The organism is Streptomyces sp. NPDC104581 (assembly GCF_055583685.1).
Genome location: NZ_JBVJNN010000003.1, coordinates 123,343 through 136,935 on the forward strand (window position 1 = coordinate 123,343; position 13,593 = coordinate 136,935).

Annotated in this window: 12 protein-coding genes; 8 read left to right on the forward strand and 4 right to left on the reverse strand. The window is 72.3% G+C overall.

Annotated elements, in window-relative coordinates:
* Positions 1-42 precede the first annotated feature (42 nt).
* From ACZ61E_RS03850 to truA, 3 genes are all read left to right on the forward strand, one after another.
* Positions 43-1,065, forward strand: coding sequence for a DNA-directed RNA polymerase subunit alpha (locus ACZ61E_RS03850; RefSeq protein ID WP_147874337.1), 1,023 nt, complete (start codon positions 43-45; stop codon positions 1,063-1,065).
* 127 nt (positions 1,066-1,192) lie between these two features.
* Positions 1,193-1,714, forward strand: coding sequence for a 50S ribosomal protein L17 (gene rplQ / locus ACZ61E_RS03855; RefSeq protein WP_469697290.1), 522 nt, complete (start codon positions 1,193-1,195; stop codon positions 1,712-1,714).
* An 82-nt stretch (positions 1,715-1,796) separates the two neighbouring features.
* Entirely contained in the window at positions 1,797-2,705 is a 909-nt protein-coding gene (gene truA, locus ACZ61E_RS03860) for a tRNA pseudouridine(38-40) synthase TruA (RefSeq protein ID WP_469697291.1), read from the forward strand.
* Here truA and ACZ61E_RS03865 read toward each other — a convergent pair.
* Positions 2,673-3,551 (reverse strand): hypothetical protein, encoded by an 879-nt coding sequence (locus ACZ61E_RS03865; RefSeq protein ID WP_469697293.1) that lies wholly within the window; start codon positions 3,549-3,551, stop codon positions 2,673-2,675. The genes truA and ACZ61E_RS03865 overlap by 33 nt on opposite strands.
* 94 nt (positions 3,552-3,645) lie before the next feature.
* On the opposite strand from ACZ61E_RS03865, the gene ACZ61E_RS03870 reads away from it, so the two are divergent.
* From ACZ61E_RS03870 to glmM, 4 genes are all read left to right on the forward strand, one after another.
* The gene (locus tag ACZ61E_RS03870) at positions 3,646-5,268 is read left to right on the forward strand and encodes an ABC-F family ATP-binding cassette domain-containing protein (RefSeq protein ID WP_469697294.1); all 1,623 of its coding nucleotides are present in this window, start codon (positions 3,646-3,648) and stop codon (positions 5,266-5,268) included.
* A gap of 238 nt (positions 5,269-5,506) precedes the next feature.
* Complete coding sequence (rplM, locus tag ACZ61E_RS03875) at positions 5,507-5,950, forward strand: 50S ribosomal protein L13 (protein ID WP_023539319.1); 444 nt, start codon at positions 5,507-5,509, stop codon at positions 5,948-5,950.
* 42 nt (positions 5,951-5,992) lie between these two features.
* On the forward strand, positions 5,993-6,520 hold the full coding sequence (gene rpsI, locus ACZ61E_RS03880; RefSeq protein WP_147874331.1) for a 30S ribosomal protein S9: 528 nt from the start codon (positions 5,993-5,995) through the stop codon (positions 6,518-6,520).
* A gap of 148 nt (positions 6,521-6,668) precedes the next feature.
* On the forward strand, positions 6,669-8,027 hold the full coding sequence (gene glmM, locus ACZ61E_RS03885; RefSeq protein WP_469697295.1) for a phosphoglucosamine mutase: 1,359 nt from the start codon (positions 6,669-6,671) through the stop codon (positions 8,025-8,027).
* A 72-nt stretch (positions 8,028-8,099) separates the two neighbouring features.
* Here glmM and coaA read toward each other — a convergent pair whose 3' ends face one another.
* Together coaA and ACZ61E_RS03895 are read right to left on the reverse strand one after the other, a co-directional pair.
* The gene (coaA, locus tag ACZ61E_RS03890; protein ID WP_469697569.1) at positions 8,100-9,101 is read right to left on the reverse strand and encodes a type I pantothenate kinase; all 1,002 of its coding nucleotides are present in this window, start codon (positions 9,099-9,101) and stop codon (positions 8,100-8,102) included.
* 49 nt (positions 9,102-9,150) lie between these two features.
* Positions 9,151-10,779: an FAD-dependent monooxygenase gene (locus tag ACZ61E_RS03895; protein WP_469697297.1), complete on the reverse strand. Its 1,629-nt coding sequence runs from the start codon at positions 10,777-10,779 to the stop codon at positions 9,151-9,153.
* Between the two features lie 55 nt (positions 10,780-10,834).
* On the opposite strand from ACZ61E_RS03895, the gene ACZ61E_RS03900 reads away from it, so the two are divergent.
* A complete protein-coding gene (locus ACZ61E_RS03900) occupies positions 10,835-11,539 on the forward strand; it encodes a TetR/AcrR family transcriptional regulator C-terminal domain-containing protein (protein ID WP_469697298.1) in 705 nt (234 codons plus the stop codon).
* A 41-nt stretch (positions 11,540-11,580) separates the two neighbouring features.
* On the opposite strand, the gene ACZ61E_RS03905 is transcribed toward ACZ61E_RS03900, so the two are convergent.
* On the reverse strand, positions 11,581-13,458 hold the full coding sequence (locus ACZ61E_RS03905) for a hypothetical protein (protein WP_469697570.1): 1,878 nt from the start codon (positions 13,456-13,458) through the stop codon (positions 11,581-11,583).
* Positions 13,459-13,593 lie beyond the last annotated feature (135 nt).

Sequence of the window (13,593 nt, forward strand, 5' to 3'; positions counted from 1 at the left end):
GTTGGCATCAAATAGTGGGTGCCAAGACTGGAGGCATTTTCCATGCTTATCGCTCAGCGTCCGTCGCTGACCGAAGAGGTCGTCGACGAGTACCGTTCGCGATTCGTCATCGAGCCCCTGGAGCCGGGTTTCGGCTACACGCTCGGTAACTCCCTGCGTCGCACGCTCCTCTCCTCGATCCCCGGTGCCGCTGTCACCAGCATCCGGATCGACGGGGTCCTGCACGAGTTCACCACCGTGCCGGGCGTCAAGGAGGACGTCACCGACCTCATCCTCAACATCAAGCAGCTCGTCGTCTCCTCGGAGCACGACGAGCCCGTCGTGATGTACCTGCGCAAGCAGGGTCCCGGCCTGGTCACCGCCGCCGACATCGCGCCCCCGGCCGGTGTCGAGTGCCACAACCCGGATCTCGTCCTCGCCACGCTCAACGGCAAGGGCAAGCTGGAGATGGAGCTGACCGTCGAGCGCGGTCGCGGCTACGTCTCCGCCGTCCAGAACAAGCAGGTGGGCCAGGAGATCGGCCGTATCCCGGTCGACTCCATCTACTCGCCGGTGCTCAAGGTCACGTACAAGGTCGAGGCGACCCGTGTCGAGCAGCGCACCGACTTCGACAAGCTGATCGTCGACGTCGAGACCAAGCAGGCCATGCGCCCCCGTGACGCCATGGCGTCCGCGGGCAAGACGCTGGTCGAGCTGTTCGGTCTGGCGCGCGAGCTCAACATCGACGCCGAGGGCATCGACATGGGCCCGTCGCCGACGGACGCGGCGCTCGCCGCCGATCTCGCCCTGCCGATCGAGGAGCTGGAGCTCACCGTCCGGTCGTACAACTGCCTCAAGCGCGAGGGCATCCACTCCGTGGGTGAGCTCGTGGCGCGGTCCGAGGCGGACCTGCTCGACATCCGCAACTTCGGTGCCAAGTCGATCGACGAGGTCAAGGCGAAGCTGGCCGGCATGGGCCTGGCGCTCAAGGACAGCCCGCCCGGATTCGACCCGACCGCCGCGGCCGACGCGTTCGGCGCGGACGACGACGCGGACGCCGGTTTCGTGGAGACCGAGCAGTACTAGGACCCCGGGCCCGGGGTTCTGTCCTCAGACGCCGGACCGGCTTGATATGCCTTTCCGCAGACAACCGTCTGCGGGGAACTGACACCGGTACCTGATACGGCCGGTGCAGATATGAAGGAGTAACACCATGCCGAAGCCCGCCAAGGGCGCCCGTCTGGGCGGCAGCGCAGCGCACGAGCGGCTGCTCCTCGCGAACCTCGCGAAGTCGCTGTTCGAGCACGGCAAGATCACGACGACCGAGGCCAAGGCCCGCCGCCTGCGTCCGGTCGCCGAGCGTCTGGTCACCAAGGCGAAGAAGGGCGACATCCACAACCGTCGCCTCGTTCTCCAGACGATCACGGACAAGAGCGTCGTGCACACGCTCTTCACCGAGATCGCTCCGCGGTACGAGAACCGCCCCGGTGGCTACACCCGTATCACCAAGATCGGCCCCCGTCGTGGCGACAACGCCCCGATGGCGGTCATCGAGCTGGTCGAGGCGCTGACCGTGGCGCAGAAGGCCACCGGTGAGGCCGAGGCGGCGACGAAGCGCGCCGTCAAGGAGGACGCCCTCAAGAAGGAGGCGGCCTCCGAGGAGGACGCCCCCGTCGAGGACGCCAAGGCGACCGAGGCCGGTTCTTCGGGGTCCGAGGACTCCAAGGACGCCTGACCGTTTTTTCGAGGTCGCAGAACGGGCCCGCATCACCCCCTCACCGGGGGCTGTGCGGGCCCGTTCCGTATGAATGGGATGCATGGTGAGCGAGGAGACCGAGGGCGCGGCGCCCGGGTTCGTACGGGTACGGCTCGACCTGAGTTACGACGGGAAGGACTTCTCCGGGTGGGCGCGGCAGGCCACCCGGCGGACCGTCCAGGGCGAGATCGAGGACGCGCTGAGGATCGTGACGCGCTCCGCGGAGACCTACGACCTCACCGTCGCCGGGCGCACGGACGCCGGGGTGCACGCGCGCGGACAGGTGGCGCACGTCGATCTGCCCGCGGAGCTGTGGGCCGAGCACCGGGAGAAGCTGCTGCGGCGCCTCGCGGGGCGCCTGGCGCACGACGTACGGGTGTGGAGGGTCGCGGAGGCGCCGGCGGGGTTCAACGCGCGTTTCTCGGCGATCTGGCGGCGCTACGCCTACCGCGTCACCGACGATCCCGGCGGTGTCGACCCGCTGCTGCGCGGCCATGTCCTGTGGCACGACTGGACGCTGGACGTGGACGCCATGAACGCGGCGTCGGCGGGGCTGGTCGGGGAGCACGACTTCGCCGCGTACTGCAAGAGGCGCGAGGGCGCCACGACGATCCGCACCCTCCAGCGGCTGGAGTGGGAGCGGGACGCGCACGGTGTGATCACCGCGACCGTCCGGGCCGACGCCTTCTGCCACAACATGGTGCGCTCGCTGGTCGGCGCGCTGCTGTTCGTGGGCGACGGGCACCGGCCGGTGGAGTGGCCGGCGAAGGTGCTGGCCGCCGGGGTGCGGGACTCGGCCGTCCATGTCGTACGGCCGCACGGCCTCACCCTGGAGGAGGTCGGCTACCCGGCCGACGACCAGCTCGCCGCGCGCAGCCGGCTGGCCCGGAACAAGCGGACGCTGCCGGCCGCCGGAGGCTCCGGGGGAGCCGCCGGGTCACTCGTCGACGGGTGCGGTGGCTGCGGCTGACGCCTGTGCCTCGCCGCGGCGGCGGATCTGGAGGAAGGTGAACTCCGCGACGTCGTCACCGGTGGTGTAGACGTCCTTGTCGGTCTTCACGACGTCCTTGCCGCCGGTGAAGCCGCCGACGGTGAAGTACACGTACCTGCCGTACGAGTTGGTGGTCTTGCGGCAGATCACGCCGTCCCGGCAGAACGTCGGGACTCCCGCCCCGGAGAGCGAGGCCAGACCGCCGCGCGCCTCCTCCTTCGCCTTCAGCGCCTGTGCCTCGGTGGAGAAGACGGCGACGCCGACGGTCACCGCCGTGCCGCCGCGGGTGTACGTGGCGCGGATGACCTGGTCGCAGGTGTTGGCGGCGAGGATCGAGCCGAGGTCGCCCTGGGTGGCGCCCGCGCAGTTCGTGGTGCGGTTCGTCGCGCCCTTGGTGTAGTCGCGGTCGCCCATCGTCAGCTTCGCGCCGGGGAAGAGGGTGTCGGCGCTGAGCGGCAGCCTGTCCTTGTCCTCGGCGGAGATGAAGTCCTTCGGGTCCGGCGGCGGCAGCGGCTCGGCGTCGGAGAACGACGGCTCCGGCTCGGCGCTCTCGCTGGGCAGGTCGGGCGCCGCGGGCAGCTCGCTGTTCTTGCCGCTCGCGCGGCCTCCGTCGCCGTTCGCCGAGACGACGGCCGTGGCGACGATCGCCGCGACCGCGGCGGTCGCGAGCACGCCGCCCCCGATCAGCATCCAGCGCCTGCGGCGGGCCCGCTGTGCCGAGGCGTCGGCGAGCGCGGCCCAGTCCGGTGTCTGCCCCTGCGGGTCCCGCGATCCGTACGGCCCCTGTGGCGGCGGCCCGTAAGGCCCCCCTTGACCAAAGCTCATGGCGGGAGTTTAGACGGCGCGAAGGGGGTCCGGTCCCGGGCCGAGAACGGAATTGGGTTGGGACAGCGGGGCCGCGGCCCTCACAATGCCAGGCATGGGACATCTGGAGGCCGCGCACCTGGAGTACTACCTACCGGACGGGCGGGTGCTGCTCGGCGACGCCTCGTTCCGGGTGGGTGAGGGCGCCGTCGTGGCGCTCGTGGGAGCCAACGGCGCGGGCAAGACGACACTGCTGCGGCTGATGGCGGGGGACCTCCAGCCGCACGGCGGGACGGTCACCGTGTCCGGCGGCCTCGGCGTGATGGAGCAGTTCGTCGGCTCCGTACGGGACGAGCGCACCGTCCGCGACCTGCTGGTCTCCGTCGCGCAGCCGCGGATCAGGGAAGCGGCGCTGGCCGTGGACCGGGCCGAGACCGCGATCATGGAGCGCGACGACGAGGCCGCGCAGATGAGTTACGCGCAGGCGCTGAGCGACTGGGCGGAGGCGCGCGGGTACGAGGCCGAGACCCTGTGGGACATCTGCACGGTCGCGGCGCTGGGCGTCCCGTACGAGAAGGCGCAGTGGCGCGCGCTGAGGACGCTCAGCGGCGGTGAGCAGAAACGGCTCGTGCTGGAGGCGCTGCTGCGCGGGCCCGACGAGGTCCTGCTGCTGGACGAGCCCGACAACTATCTCGACGTGCCCGGCAAGCGGTGGCTGGAGGAGCGGCTGGCGGAGACCCGTAAGACGGTGCTGTTCGTCTCCCACGACCGGGAGCTGCTGGCGCGCACCGCGCAGCGGATCGTGAGCGTGGAGCCGAGCCCGGCCGGGTCGGACGTCTGGGTGCACGGCGGCGGTTTCGGTACGTACCACGAGGCCCGCAAGGAGCGGTTCGCGCGGTTCGAGGAGCTGAAGCGGCGCTGGGACGAGGAGCACGCGCGGCTGAAGGCGCTGGTGCTGCGGCTGCGGCAGCAGGCCGCGATCAGCCCGGACATGGCGTCGCGCTACCGGGCGATGCAGACGCGCTTCAAGAAGTTCGAGGACGCCGGGCCGCCGCCGGAGCCGCCGCGCGAGCAGGAGATCCGGATGCGGCTCAAGGGCGGCCGGACCGGGGTGCGGGCGGTGACCTGCGAGAACCTGGAGCTGACCGGGCTGATGAAGCCGTTCTCGCTGGAGATCTACTACGGCGAGCGGATCGGCGTGCTCGGATCGAACGGCTCGGGCAAGTCGCACTTCCTGCGGCTGCTGGCGGGCGATCCGACGGTCGCGCACACCGGGCGGTGGAAGCTGGGCGCGCGGGTCGTGGCCGGCCACTTCGCGCAGACGCACGCGCATCCGGAGCTGCTGGGGCGGAGCCTGGTCGACATCCTGTGGACCGAGCACGCGAAGGACCGGGGCGGCGCGATGAGCGTGCTGCGCCGCTACGAGCTGGAGCGGCAGGGCGACCAGCCGTTCGACAAGCTGTCGGGCGGGCAGCAGGCGCGCTTCCAGATCCTGCTGCTGGAGCTGCGCGGGACGACGGCGCTGCTGCTGGACGAGCCGACGGACAACCTGGACCTGGAGTCGGCCGAGGCGCTCCAGGACGGTCTGGAGGCGTACGAGGGGACGGTGCTGGCCGTGACCCACGACCGGTGGTTCGCGAGGACCTTCGACCGGTATCTCGTCTTCGGCTCGGACGGGGTGGTGCGGGAGTCGCCGGAACCGGTCTGGGACGAGCGCCGGGTGGTGCGGGCGCGGTAGGGGCCGTATCCGTGGGCGGGGGCCTCGTTTTGACCCGTACGGCGCACCCTGGGTATCCTTCTGGTTCGTTATGCGTATTGGCTTGTTCATTCTCACGTGAGAGGCCCTTACGCCGGTCCACCGGGCCGATGATCCAGCGGCAGACACGGGTTGCGTCCCCGTATGTCCGCCAGGGCTGTCGTGATCGTCCGGGTGGCCTTGTCAGGACCCACTCACTGAAGAAGCGAAGGCTACGACCGTGCGTACGTACAGCCCCAAGCCCGGCGATGTCACGCGCCAGTGGCACATCATCGACGCGCAGGACATCGTCCTGGGCCGTCTGGCGACTACGGCAGCGAACCTCCTCCGGGGCAAGCACAAGCCGATCTACGCGCCTCACATGGACATGGGTGACTTCGTCGTCATCATCAACGCCGACAAGGTCCACCTGTCCGGCAACAAGAAGACCCAGAAGATGGCGTACCGCCACTCCGGCTACCCGGGTGGTCTGCGTTCCGTCCGTTACGACGAGCTGCTCGCGAAGAACCCCGAGAAGGCCGTGGAGAAGGCCATCAAGGGCATGATCCCCAAGAACACCCTGGGCCGTCAGATGCTCTCGAAGCTGAAGGTCTACGCGGGGGACCAGCACCCGCACGCCGCTCAGCAGCCGGTCCCGTTCGAGATCACCCAGGTCGCGCAGTAATTCCGGCCACCGCCTAAGACGACAAGAAATCTGAGGAACATCGTGGCCGAGACCACTGCAGAGACCCCCGTGGACGCCGCCGAGGGCGAGGAGACCTTCGCCGAGGTGACGACCTTCGAGTCGGAGACCCCCGTCGAGGGCGAGTACACCTCCGAGTCGCTGGCCTCCCGGTTCGGCGACCCCCAGCCGGCCGCCGGCCTGGGCCGCCGCAAGAACGCCATCGCCCGTGTCCGGATCGTTCCGGGCACCGGCAAGTGGAAGATCAACGGTCGCTCGCTCGAGGACTACTTCCCGAACAAGGTTCACCAGCAGGCTGTCAACGAGCCCTTCAAGGTGCTCGAACTCGACAACCGCTACGACGTCATCGCCCGTATCTCGGGTGGCGGCGTCTCCGGCCAGGCCGGCGCGCTGCGCCTCGGTGTGGCCCGCTCGCTGAACGAGGCGGACGTGGACAACAACCGCGGCCCGCTGAAGAAGGCCGGCTTCCTGAGCCGCGACGACCGCGCGGTCGAGCGCAAGAAGGCCGGTCTGAAGAAGGCCCGCAAGGCGCCGCAGTACAGCAAGCGCTAAACGCTGGCTCGGCCTACCACGCCATGGCCCTTGCGGCCGTCCGGCGTATGTATGGCATATGTTCGCCCCGGCGGCACTCTGTGCTGCCGGGGCGTTCGTTTTCCGGGCTCTTCGGGGCAATTTCTGAGCACTTTTCGGAGGGACAGCTGTGGGACGACTCTTCGGCACGGACGGCGTGCGCGGCATCGCCAACGCGGATCTGACGGCGGAGCTGGCGCTCGGTCTGTCGGTCGCCGCGGCGCATGTGCTCGCCGAGGCGGGCACGTTCGAGGGCCATCGGGCGACTGCGGTGGTCGGGCGCGATCCGCGGGCGTCGGGCGAGTTCCTGGAGGCCGCCGTGGTGGCGGGTCTCGCGAGCGCGGGCGTGGACGTCCTGCGCGTCGGTGTGCTGCCCACCCCGGCGGTGGCGTATCTCACCGGGGCGCTGGGTGCCGACCTCGGCGTGATGCTCTCCGCGAGTCACAACGCCATGCCGGACAACGGCATCAAGTTCTTCGCGCGCGGCGGCCACAAGCTGGCCGACGAACTGGAGGACAGGATCGAGAGCGTGTACGACGAACACCGCACCGGGGCCCCGTGGGAGCGGCCGACCGGTGCGGGTGTGGGCCGGGTCCGGCACTACGACCAGGGCTTCGACCAGTACGTCGCGCATCTCATCGGTGTACTGCCGAACCGTCTCGACGGGCTCAAGGTCGTCCTGGACGAGGCGCACGGTGCCGCCGCCCGGGTCTCGCCGGAGGCGTTCACCCGGGCCGGCGCGGAGATCGTCACGATCGGCGCCGAGCCGGACGGTCTGAACATCAACGACGGCTGCGGATCCACACACCTCGATCTGCTGAAGGCCGCGGTCGTCGAGCACGGCGCCGACCTGGGCATCGCGCACGACGGCGACGCCGACCGCTGCCTCGCCGTGGACGCGGCGGGCGAGGAGGTCGACGGCGACCAGATCCTGGCCGTGCTGGCCCTCGCGATGCGCGAGGCGGGCACGCTGCGCGGCGACGCGGTGGTGGGCACGGTGATGTCCAACCTCGGCTTCAAGATGGCGATGGAGCGGGAGGGCATCACCCTCGTCCAGACGGCGGTCGGTGACCGCTATGTGCTGGAGTCGATGAAGGAGCACGGGTACGCGCTGGGCGGCGAGCAGTCCGGGCACGTCATCGTCCTCGACCACGCCACGACCGGCGACGGCACGCTGACCGGTCTGATGCTGGCGGCCCGTGTGGCGAGCACGGGCCGTTCGCTGGCGGACCTCGCCGGCGTGATGCGGCGGCTGCCGCAGGTGCTGGTGAACGTGCGGGACGTGGACAAGTCCCGCGTCACCACGTCGGCGGAGCTGGCGACGGCGGTCACGGAGGCCGAGCAGCAGCTCGGTACGACGGGCCGGGTGCTGCTGCGCTCCTCGGGCACCGAGCCGCTGGTCCGGGTCATGGTGGAGGCGGCCGACATCGAGCAGGCGCGCGCCGTGGCGGGACGGCTCGCGGACGTGGTGAAGTCGACGCTGGGTTAGGGCAGCCGGTGGCGCGGCGTGCCGGGGCGCCGGGCGCCGCCCCGCGTCCCCCGGTGACCGCCGGGGGTCCGCTCAGAGTTTGCGGAGGGACAGCCGCTGGACCTTGTGGTCCGGTCCCTTGCGCAGGGCCAGGGTGGCGCGGCCGCGGGTCGGCGCCACGTTCTCCAGCAGGTTGAGGCGGTTGACGGTCCGCCAGGTGGTGCGCGCGTAGGCGAGGGCCTCGTCCTCCGAGACCTGGGTGTACTTCCGGAAGTACGAGGACGGATTCTGGAACGCGGTCTCACGCAGCTCCCGGAAGCGGGCCAGGTACCAGCTCTCGATGTCCTCGGCGCGGGCGTCCACGTACACGCTGAAGTCGAAGAAGTCGGCCAGCCCGACGCGGGTGCGGCCGTCCTTGCCGGGGAGCGCGGGCTGGAGGACGTTCAGCCCCTCGACGATGAGGATGTCGGGGCGCCGTACGACGAGCCGCTCGCCCGGCACGATGTCGTACTTCAGATGCGAGTAGACGGGCGCGGTCACCTCGTCCTTGCCGGCCTTGATGTCGGCGACGAAGCGGGTCAGCGCCCGGCGGTCGTACGACTCCGGGAACCCCTTGCGCGACATCAGGCCCCGCGCCTGGAGCTCCTTCATCGGCAGCAGGAACCCGTCCGTGGTCACCCGCTCCACCCGCGGGTGCTCCGGCCAGCGGGCGAGCAGCGCCTGGAGGAGCCGCGCGACGGTCGACTTCCCGACGGCCACACTCCCGGCGACCCCTATGACGAAGGGCGTGCCGCTCTGGGCGCCGTGCCCGTTCCCGGCCTCCCCGAGGAAGGTGTTGAGCGCGCCGCGCAGCCGGCCGGTGGCCTGTACGTACAGATTGAGCAGCCGGGACAGCGGAAGGTAGACGTCCCGCACCTCGTCCAGGTCGATGACGTCCCCGAGCCCGCGCAGCCGCTCGACCTCCTCGGCGCTGAGCGGCAGTGGCGTCCTGTCCCGCAGCGCGCTCCACTCGGCGCGGCTGAGATCGACGAACGGAGTCGGCCCGGGCTCGGCCCGACGCCGGCCGCCGCTCGGTGACGGCGAAAACGGTGTGATCACGTCGCCATTGTCGGGGCTGGGGGGTGGTTGTGGGGGGTGGGGTGGATCACGGTGCGCCCGGGGCGGTCGAGGTGCCCGCCGGAACCGGGCTCCCGGGGACGGCGGCGGCCTTCCTGTCCAGCAGCCGGTCCAGGACACCGGCGAGGAACCGCGCCGGGTCCGGGCCCGGCGCCGTGACCCGCGTCGCGACGATCGCGTCCGGCCGGACGAGGAGAGCCCCGTCGTCGGCCAGCCACGGAGCGGAGACCCGGTGCGCCGGCAGGCCGGTGTCCGACGCGGCGGCGAGCCACCGGTCGCCCGCCGCGCCCACCAGCAGGGTCCAGCGGGAGGCGACCAGATCGAGTGTGGAGACCCCGTCGACCCACGCGTGGGGCACCCGTGAACCCGGCGATCCGTCCAGTGCCACCGCCAGGTCCACCGTGGACGGGAGCCGCGGTCGTGCGCCGATGACGGCGGCCGAGTCGTACCGCTGGCCCAGGTGCACGACCGGCGCCGCCCACACCCCCGCCGCGGCCCTGGCGGCGTCGGCCTCCGGACCTCGCCCCCAGTGCAGCTTCGGGTCGGCGAGCCTGCGCATGGCCTGGTCCAGTGTCGCCGCGGCGACCGGTTCGCGTTCCCGCGCGTAGCTGTCGAGCAGGCCGGCGCCCGCCTCGCCGCGGTGGACGGCGGCCAGTTTCCACGCCAGGTTGTGGGCGTCGGCGGCGCCGGTGTTGAGGCCGAAGGCGCCCAGGGGTGACACGGTGTGCGCGGCGTCGCCGACGAGGAACACCCGGCCGACGGCGAAGCGGTCGGCCAGTGAGCTGCGGGGCCGCCACGGGAGCACGCTGCGCACCTCGACATCGAGGCGCGGGTCCCCGACCGCCGCGCGCACGAGCCCGGCGCAGCGCTCGTGGGTGAAGTCCTCCGGGCGCTCGCCCCCGTCGGCGTCGAGGGTCACGTGGAAGACCCAGTCCGTCGCGCCGTCCACGGTCGCCAGCAGGCCGGGCGCATCGGGTGTGGTGATCGTGCAGGTGGCGAAGGACATCCCCCGCAGGTGGGGCCGGAGGTCGGCGCGGAACAGGATGTTGATCATCGACTTGCCCAGGTCGCCCGCCCCGGAGGTGCCCACGCCGAGCGCGGTCCGCACGGCGCTGTGCGTGCCGTCGGCGGCGACCACGTGCGCGCAGCGCAGCGAGTAGCGGCCGTCGGGCCCCTCCAGCTCGGCGTCGACCCCCTCGGCGTCCTGCGCGATGCCCACCAGCCGGGTCGACCAGCGCAGATCCGCTCCCCGGCGCGCCAGGTCGGCCGCCACCACGGCGTCGAGGCGGTCCTGCGCGCAGACACCGCGCAGCCTGAAGGGCGTTGTGTCCGGTTCTCCGGCGGGCGGAGCCGGCATGGGCACGGTCTCGACGTCGCCCGCGCCCATGTCGACGACGGTGCGCGCCACCGCCTTGCCCGCGGCGCCCCGGAGGTCGACCGCGGCGGCGTCGACGGCGGAGTCGAGCCCCAGCTCGCGGAGGAACTCGACGGTGCGCGGCCCGATGCCGGTGGCCCGTGGATGGACCGACGGCCCGGACCGGCGTTCGACGAGCACCGCGGGGACGCCGTGGTGGGCGAGCAGCGCCGCCGTGAGAAGCCCGACACTGCCGCCTCCGACCACGAGCACCGGCACGTCTGGATACGTTGTTACCGTCATGGCTACACCGTAGCCAGAAGATAGGATGGCGGTCAACGAGGAAAGGAACCACCCGATGACCGAACCCGCCCCCTCGTCGGTGTGGACCAGGCCGCGCCCCGAACCGCGCCGACGCGCGCCGGGGGTGGACCAGTACGTGGCCGCCGCGCTGGCGGTCGCCGACGCGGAGGGCCTGGCGGCGGTGTCGATGCGCCGGGTCGCGGGTGATCTCGGCTCCGGAACGGCCACCCTCTACCGCTACATCACCAACCGTGACGAACTGGTGGACCTGATGGTCGACGCGGCGCAGGGCGAGGATCCGCTCCCCGAGCCCGCGCGGGAGTGGCGCGCCGACCTGGCCGCGGTCGCGCACGCGCTGCGCGCGACCCTGCTGCGGCACCCGTGGCTGGCGGGCGAACTGGCCGGCCGGCCCTCGCTCGGCCCCAACTCGCTGCGGCGGTCCGAATCCGCGCTGCGGGCCGCCGTCGCGCTCACGCCCGACATCACCCTGGCCTCGCGGGCCCTCGGCGCCGTGCACGCGTACGTGCTGGGCTCGGTGGCCGCCCAGCAGGCCGTACGGCAGGCCGAGCGCCGCACGGGACTGACCGAGGAGCAGTGGCAGCGCAGCGTCGGCCCCTACATCAGCAAGGTCCTCGCGGCGGGCGAGCACCCCATGCTCGCCCGCCGGGTCAACGAGGCCGAGGAACCCGACCCCGACGTCGAGTTCGCGTTCGGCCTGGAGTGCCTGCTCGACGGTCTCGCCGCCCGTACGGGGCGCTGAACGCGCGCACGGATGCCCGCCCGGCCCGGACGGCGGGCGCCTCAGCCCCTGGTGAGCCGGCCCCGGCGCCGCCACGCGCCCATGAGCTGGCCCGCGATGTAGCACGTCGCGACCGTCGACAGGGACGCGCGGAGCCAGCCGATGTCCGGGGACCACCACGCGTACGCCGTCACCGGGAGGAACAGCAGCAGCGCCGCCACGCGCAGGGCCCACCAGCGGGGGCGGCGCGGCCGGGTCGGCTGGCCCCTCGGGTCGCCCGACAGGGTGTCGAGTATGCCGCCGATCAGGCCGCGCCCGGCCAGGACCCGGGCGTCGGCGAGGGTGGTGAGGACCTCGTCGCGGGTGCCGAAACCCGCCGGGAGCGGCGGCAGTCCGAGTGCGGCGAGCAGGGCGGAGAGGCGGCGGGCCGGATCGTCGGAGCCGCGGAGGAGGCTGGTGACCGGGCGGGCGTCGGTGACGCCGTACACCGCCGCTAGGGCGCCGGCCGTGGCCGCGGCGGCGGCGTGGGCCGGGACCGGCGCCGCCGGGTCCCAGTCGTGTGCGGCGACCTTCCTGCCCTGGTGGAGCAGGGTGAAGCCGTACCGGTCGCCGGTCCGCCGCAGCACCAGCGCGGGCCAGGGTTCGCCGGTCGTGAAGTTGTCGGCGGCGGCCGTGAGCCGGTCCTCGCCCAGGAGCGTCGCGCGCACGCCGGGCCCGGTGTCGGCGGCGAGTTCGACGTACGAGGACCGCCCCGGCGCCGGGGCTATCCGCAGCGGGACACCGCACATCAGCGCGGCGTCGGCGACGGTGTGCGGCGGGGCCGCGACCAGCGCGAGACAGCGCGGGGCGCCCGGGGCGGACCCGGGCCGGCCGGGCGCTTCCGGCGGCCCCTGGGGTCTGGGCCGCGAGAAGAACGGCATCCGCGCCGCCACCTGCATCCGCACCCCCGCCCGGAACTCCAGGAACTCCTCCCGCGCGTCCCCGAGATACGCCCACGGGTGCTCCGTCGCGTGCGCCCCCAGCGCCCGAAACTGCTCCAGCGCCTCCCCGTGCCGGCCCGCCAGCAGCAGCATCAGCGCCAGATGGTTCCGGACCCCCGCCACCTCCGGATCGCCCTGCGGGTACGCGTCGGACAGCTCCAGCGCCCGTTTCAGCGCGGCGTGGACCCGCGACCGTTCGATCCGGTCGTCCGGCGCCGGCGTGCCGTCGGCCACCACGTCGTACTCGACGGCCGCCAGCAGCGGCAGCGCGTGCAGCCTCGACCCCGGCAGGGCGTGCTCCGCCGCGCGCTCGGCGAAGTCGAACATCTCGGTGTGCGAGCCGTACCACTTGTCGCACAGGTACTGGAGCGCCGACAGATGGCAGCCGTAGTGGTGCGGCGCGCGGGCGGTCGCCTCCGCCCAGTACGCGTCGAAGACCTCGCGCGGCGCCTGGCTGCCCCGCGCGTGGGTGAGCGCGACCTGCCAGGGCACCGGATCGGTGGGGTTCAGCTCCGCCGCCGCGCCGATCACCGGGACCGCGTCGTCGAGCAGCGCGAAGAACGCCTGGAACTGGTCGCGCGAGACACTGTTCGCCCGCGCGCTCGTCCGTATCTCCCACGCCTGCCGGACGGCGTGCTCGGCCTTCACCAGTACGGCGTCCGGGTCCCGCGGCGACTCGGCGAGCCAGGCGTCCAGCCAGCCGGGGCTGTGCAGCGCGCTCTCGGCCAGCCGGGGCACGTATCCGCCGCGCCGCTCCCACTCGGCGCCCAGACGGGTCCGCGCGAGCAGGTCCCGGGCGGGCCCGTGGTCACCGGCGTACGCCGCGGTCAGCGCGGCGCGCAGCTCCGGCGCGGGCGGGTCGAGGACGACGGCCGCGTCGGGGGGCAGATGGGCGCCGACGGCCGCCCCGTGGCGGAGCATCCGCGGCAGGGTGATCAAGGTGCGCAGCGTCGCGGTCATCGTCACGGTCATCCATTGAAAACGGTCGGAGGTGGCCGCCACCAGAGGCTTTCGGTGACAAAGCCGTATCGCATGGAGTAGCAGCGCCGGGCGGTCGCCCCAGGTGGGACCGGGCGGGCCGAGGTGTCCGGGTGT

Coding starts and splice junctions, on each gene's coding strand:
- ACZ61E_RS03850 (WP_147874337.1), top strand. CDS start 43: ATGCTTATCGCTCAGCGTCCGTCGCTGACCGAAGAGGTCGTCGACGAG.
- rplQ (WP_469697290.1), top strand. CDS start 1,193: ATGCCGAAGCCCGCCAAGGGCGCCCGTCTGGGCGGCAGCGCAGCGCAC.
- truA (WP_469697291.1), top strand. CDS start 1,797: ATGGTGAGCGAGGAGACCGAGGGCGCGGCGCCCGGGTTCGTACGGGTA.
- ACZ61E_RS03865 (WP_469697293.1), bottom strand. CDS start 3,551: ATGAGCTTTGGTCAAGGGGGGCCTTACGGGCCGCCGCCACAGGGGCCG.
- ACZ61E_RS03870 (WP_469697294.1), top strand. CDS start 3,646: ATGGGACATCTGGAGGCCGCGCACCTGGAGTACTACCTACCGGACGGG.
- ACZ61E_RS03895 (WP_469697297.1), bottom strand. CDS start 10,779: ATGACGGTAACAACGTATCCAGACGTGCCGGTGCTCGTGGTCGGAGGC.
- ACZ61E_RS03900 (WP_469697298.1), top strand. CDS start 10,835: ATGACCGAACCCGCCCCCTCGTCGGTGTGGACCAGGCCGCGCCCCGAA.
- ACZ61E_RS03905 (WP_469697570.1), bottom strand. CDS start 13,458: ATGACCGCGACGCTGCGCACCTTGATCACCCTGCCGCGGATGCTCCGC.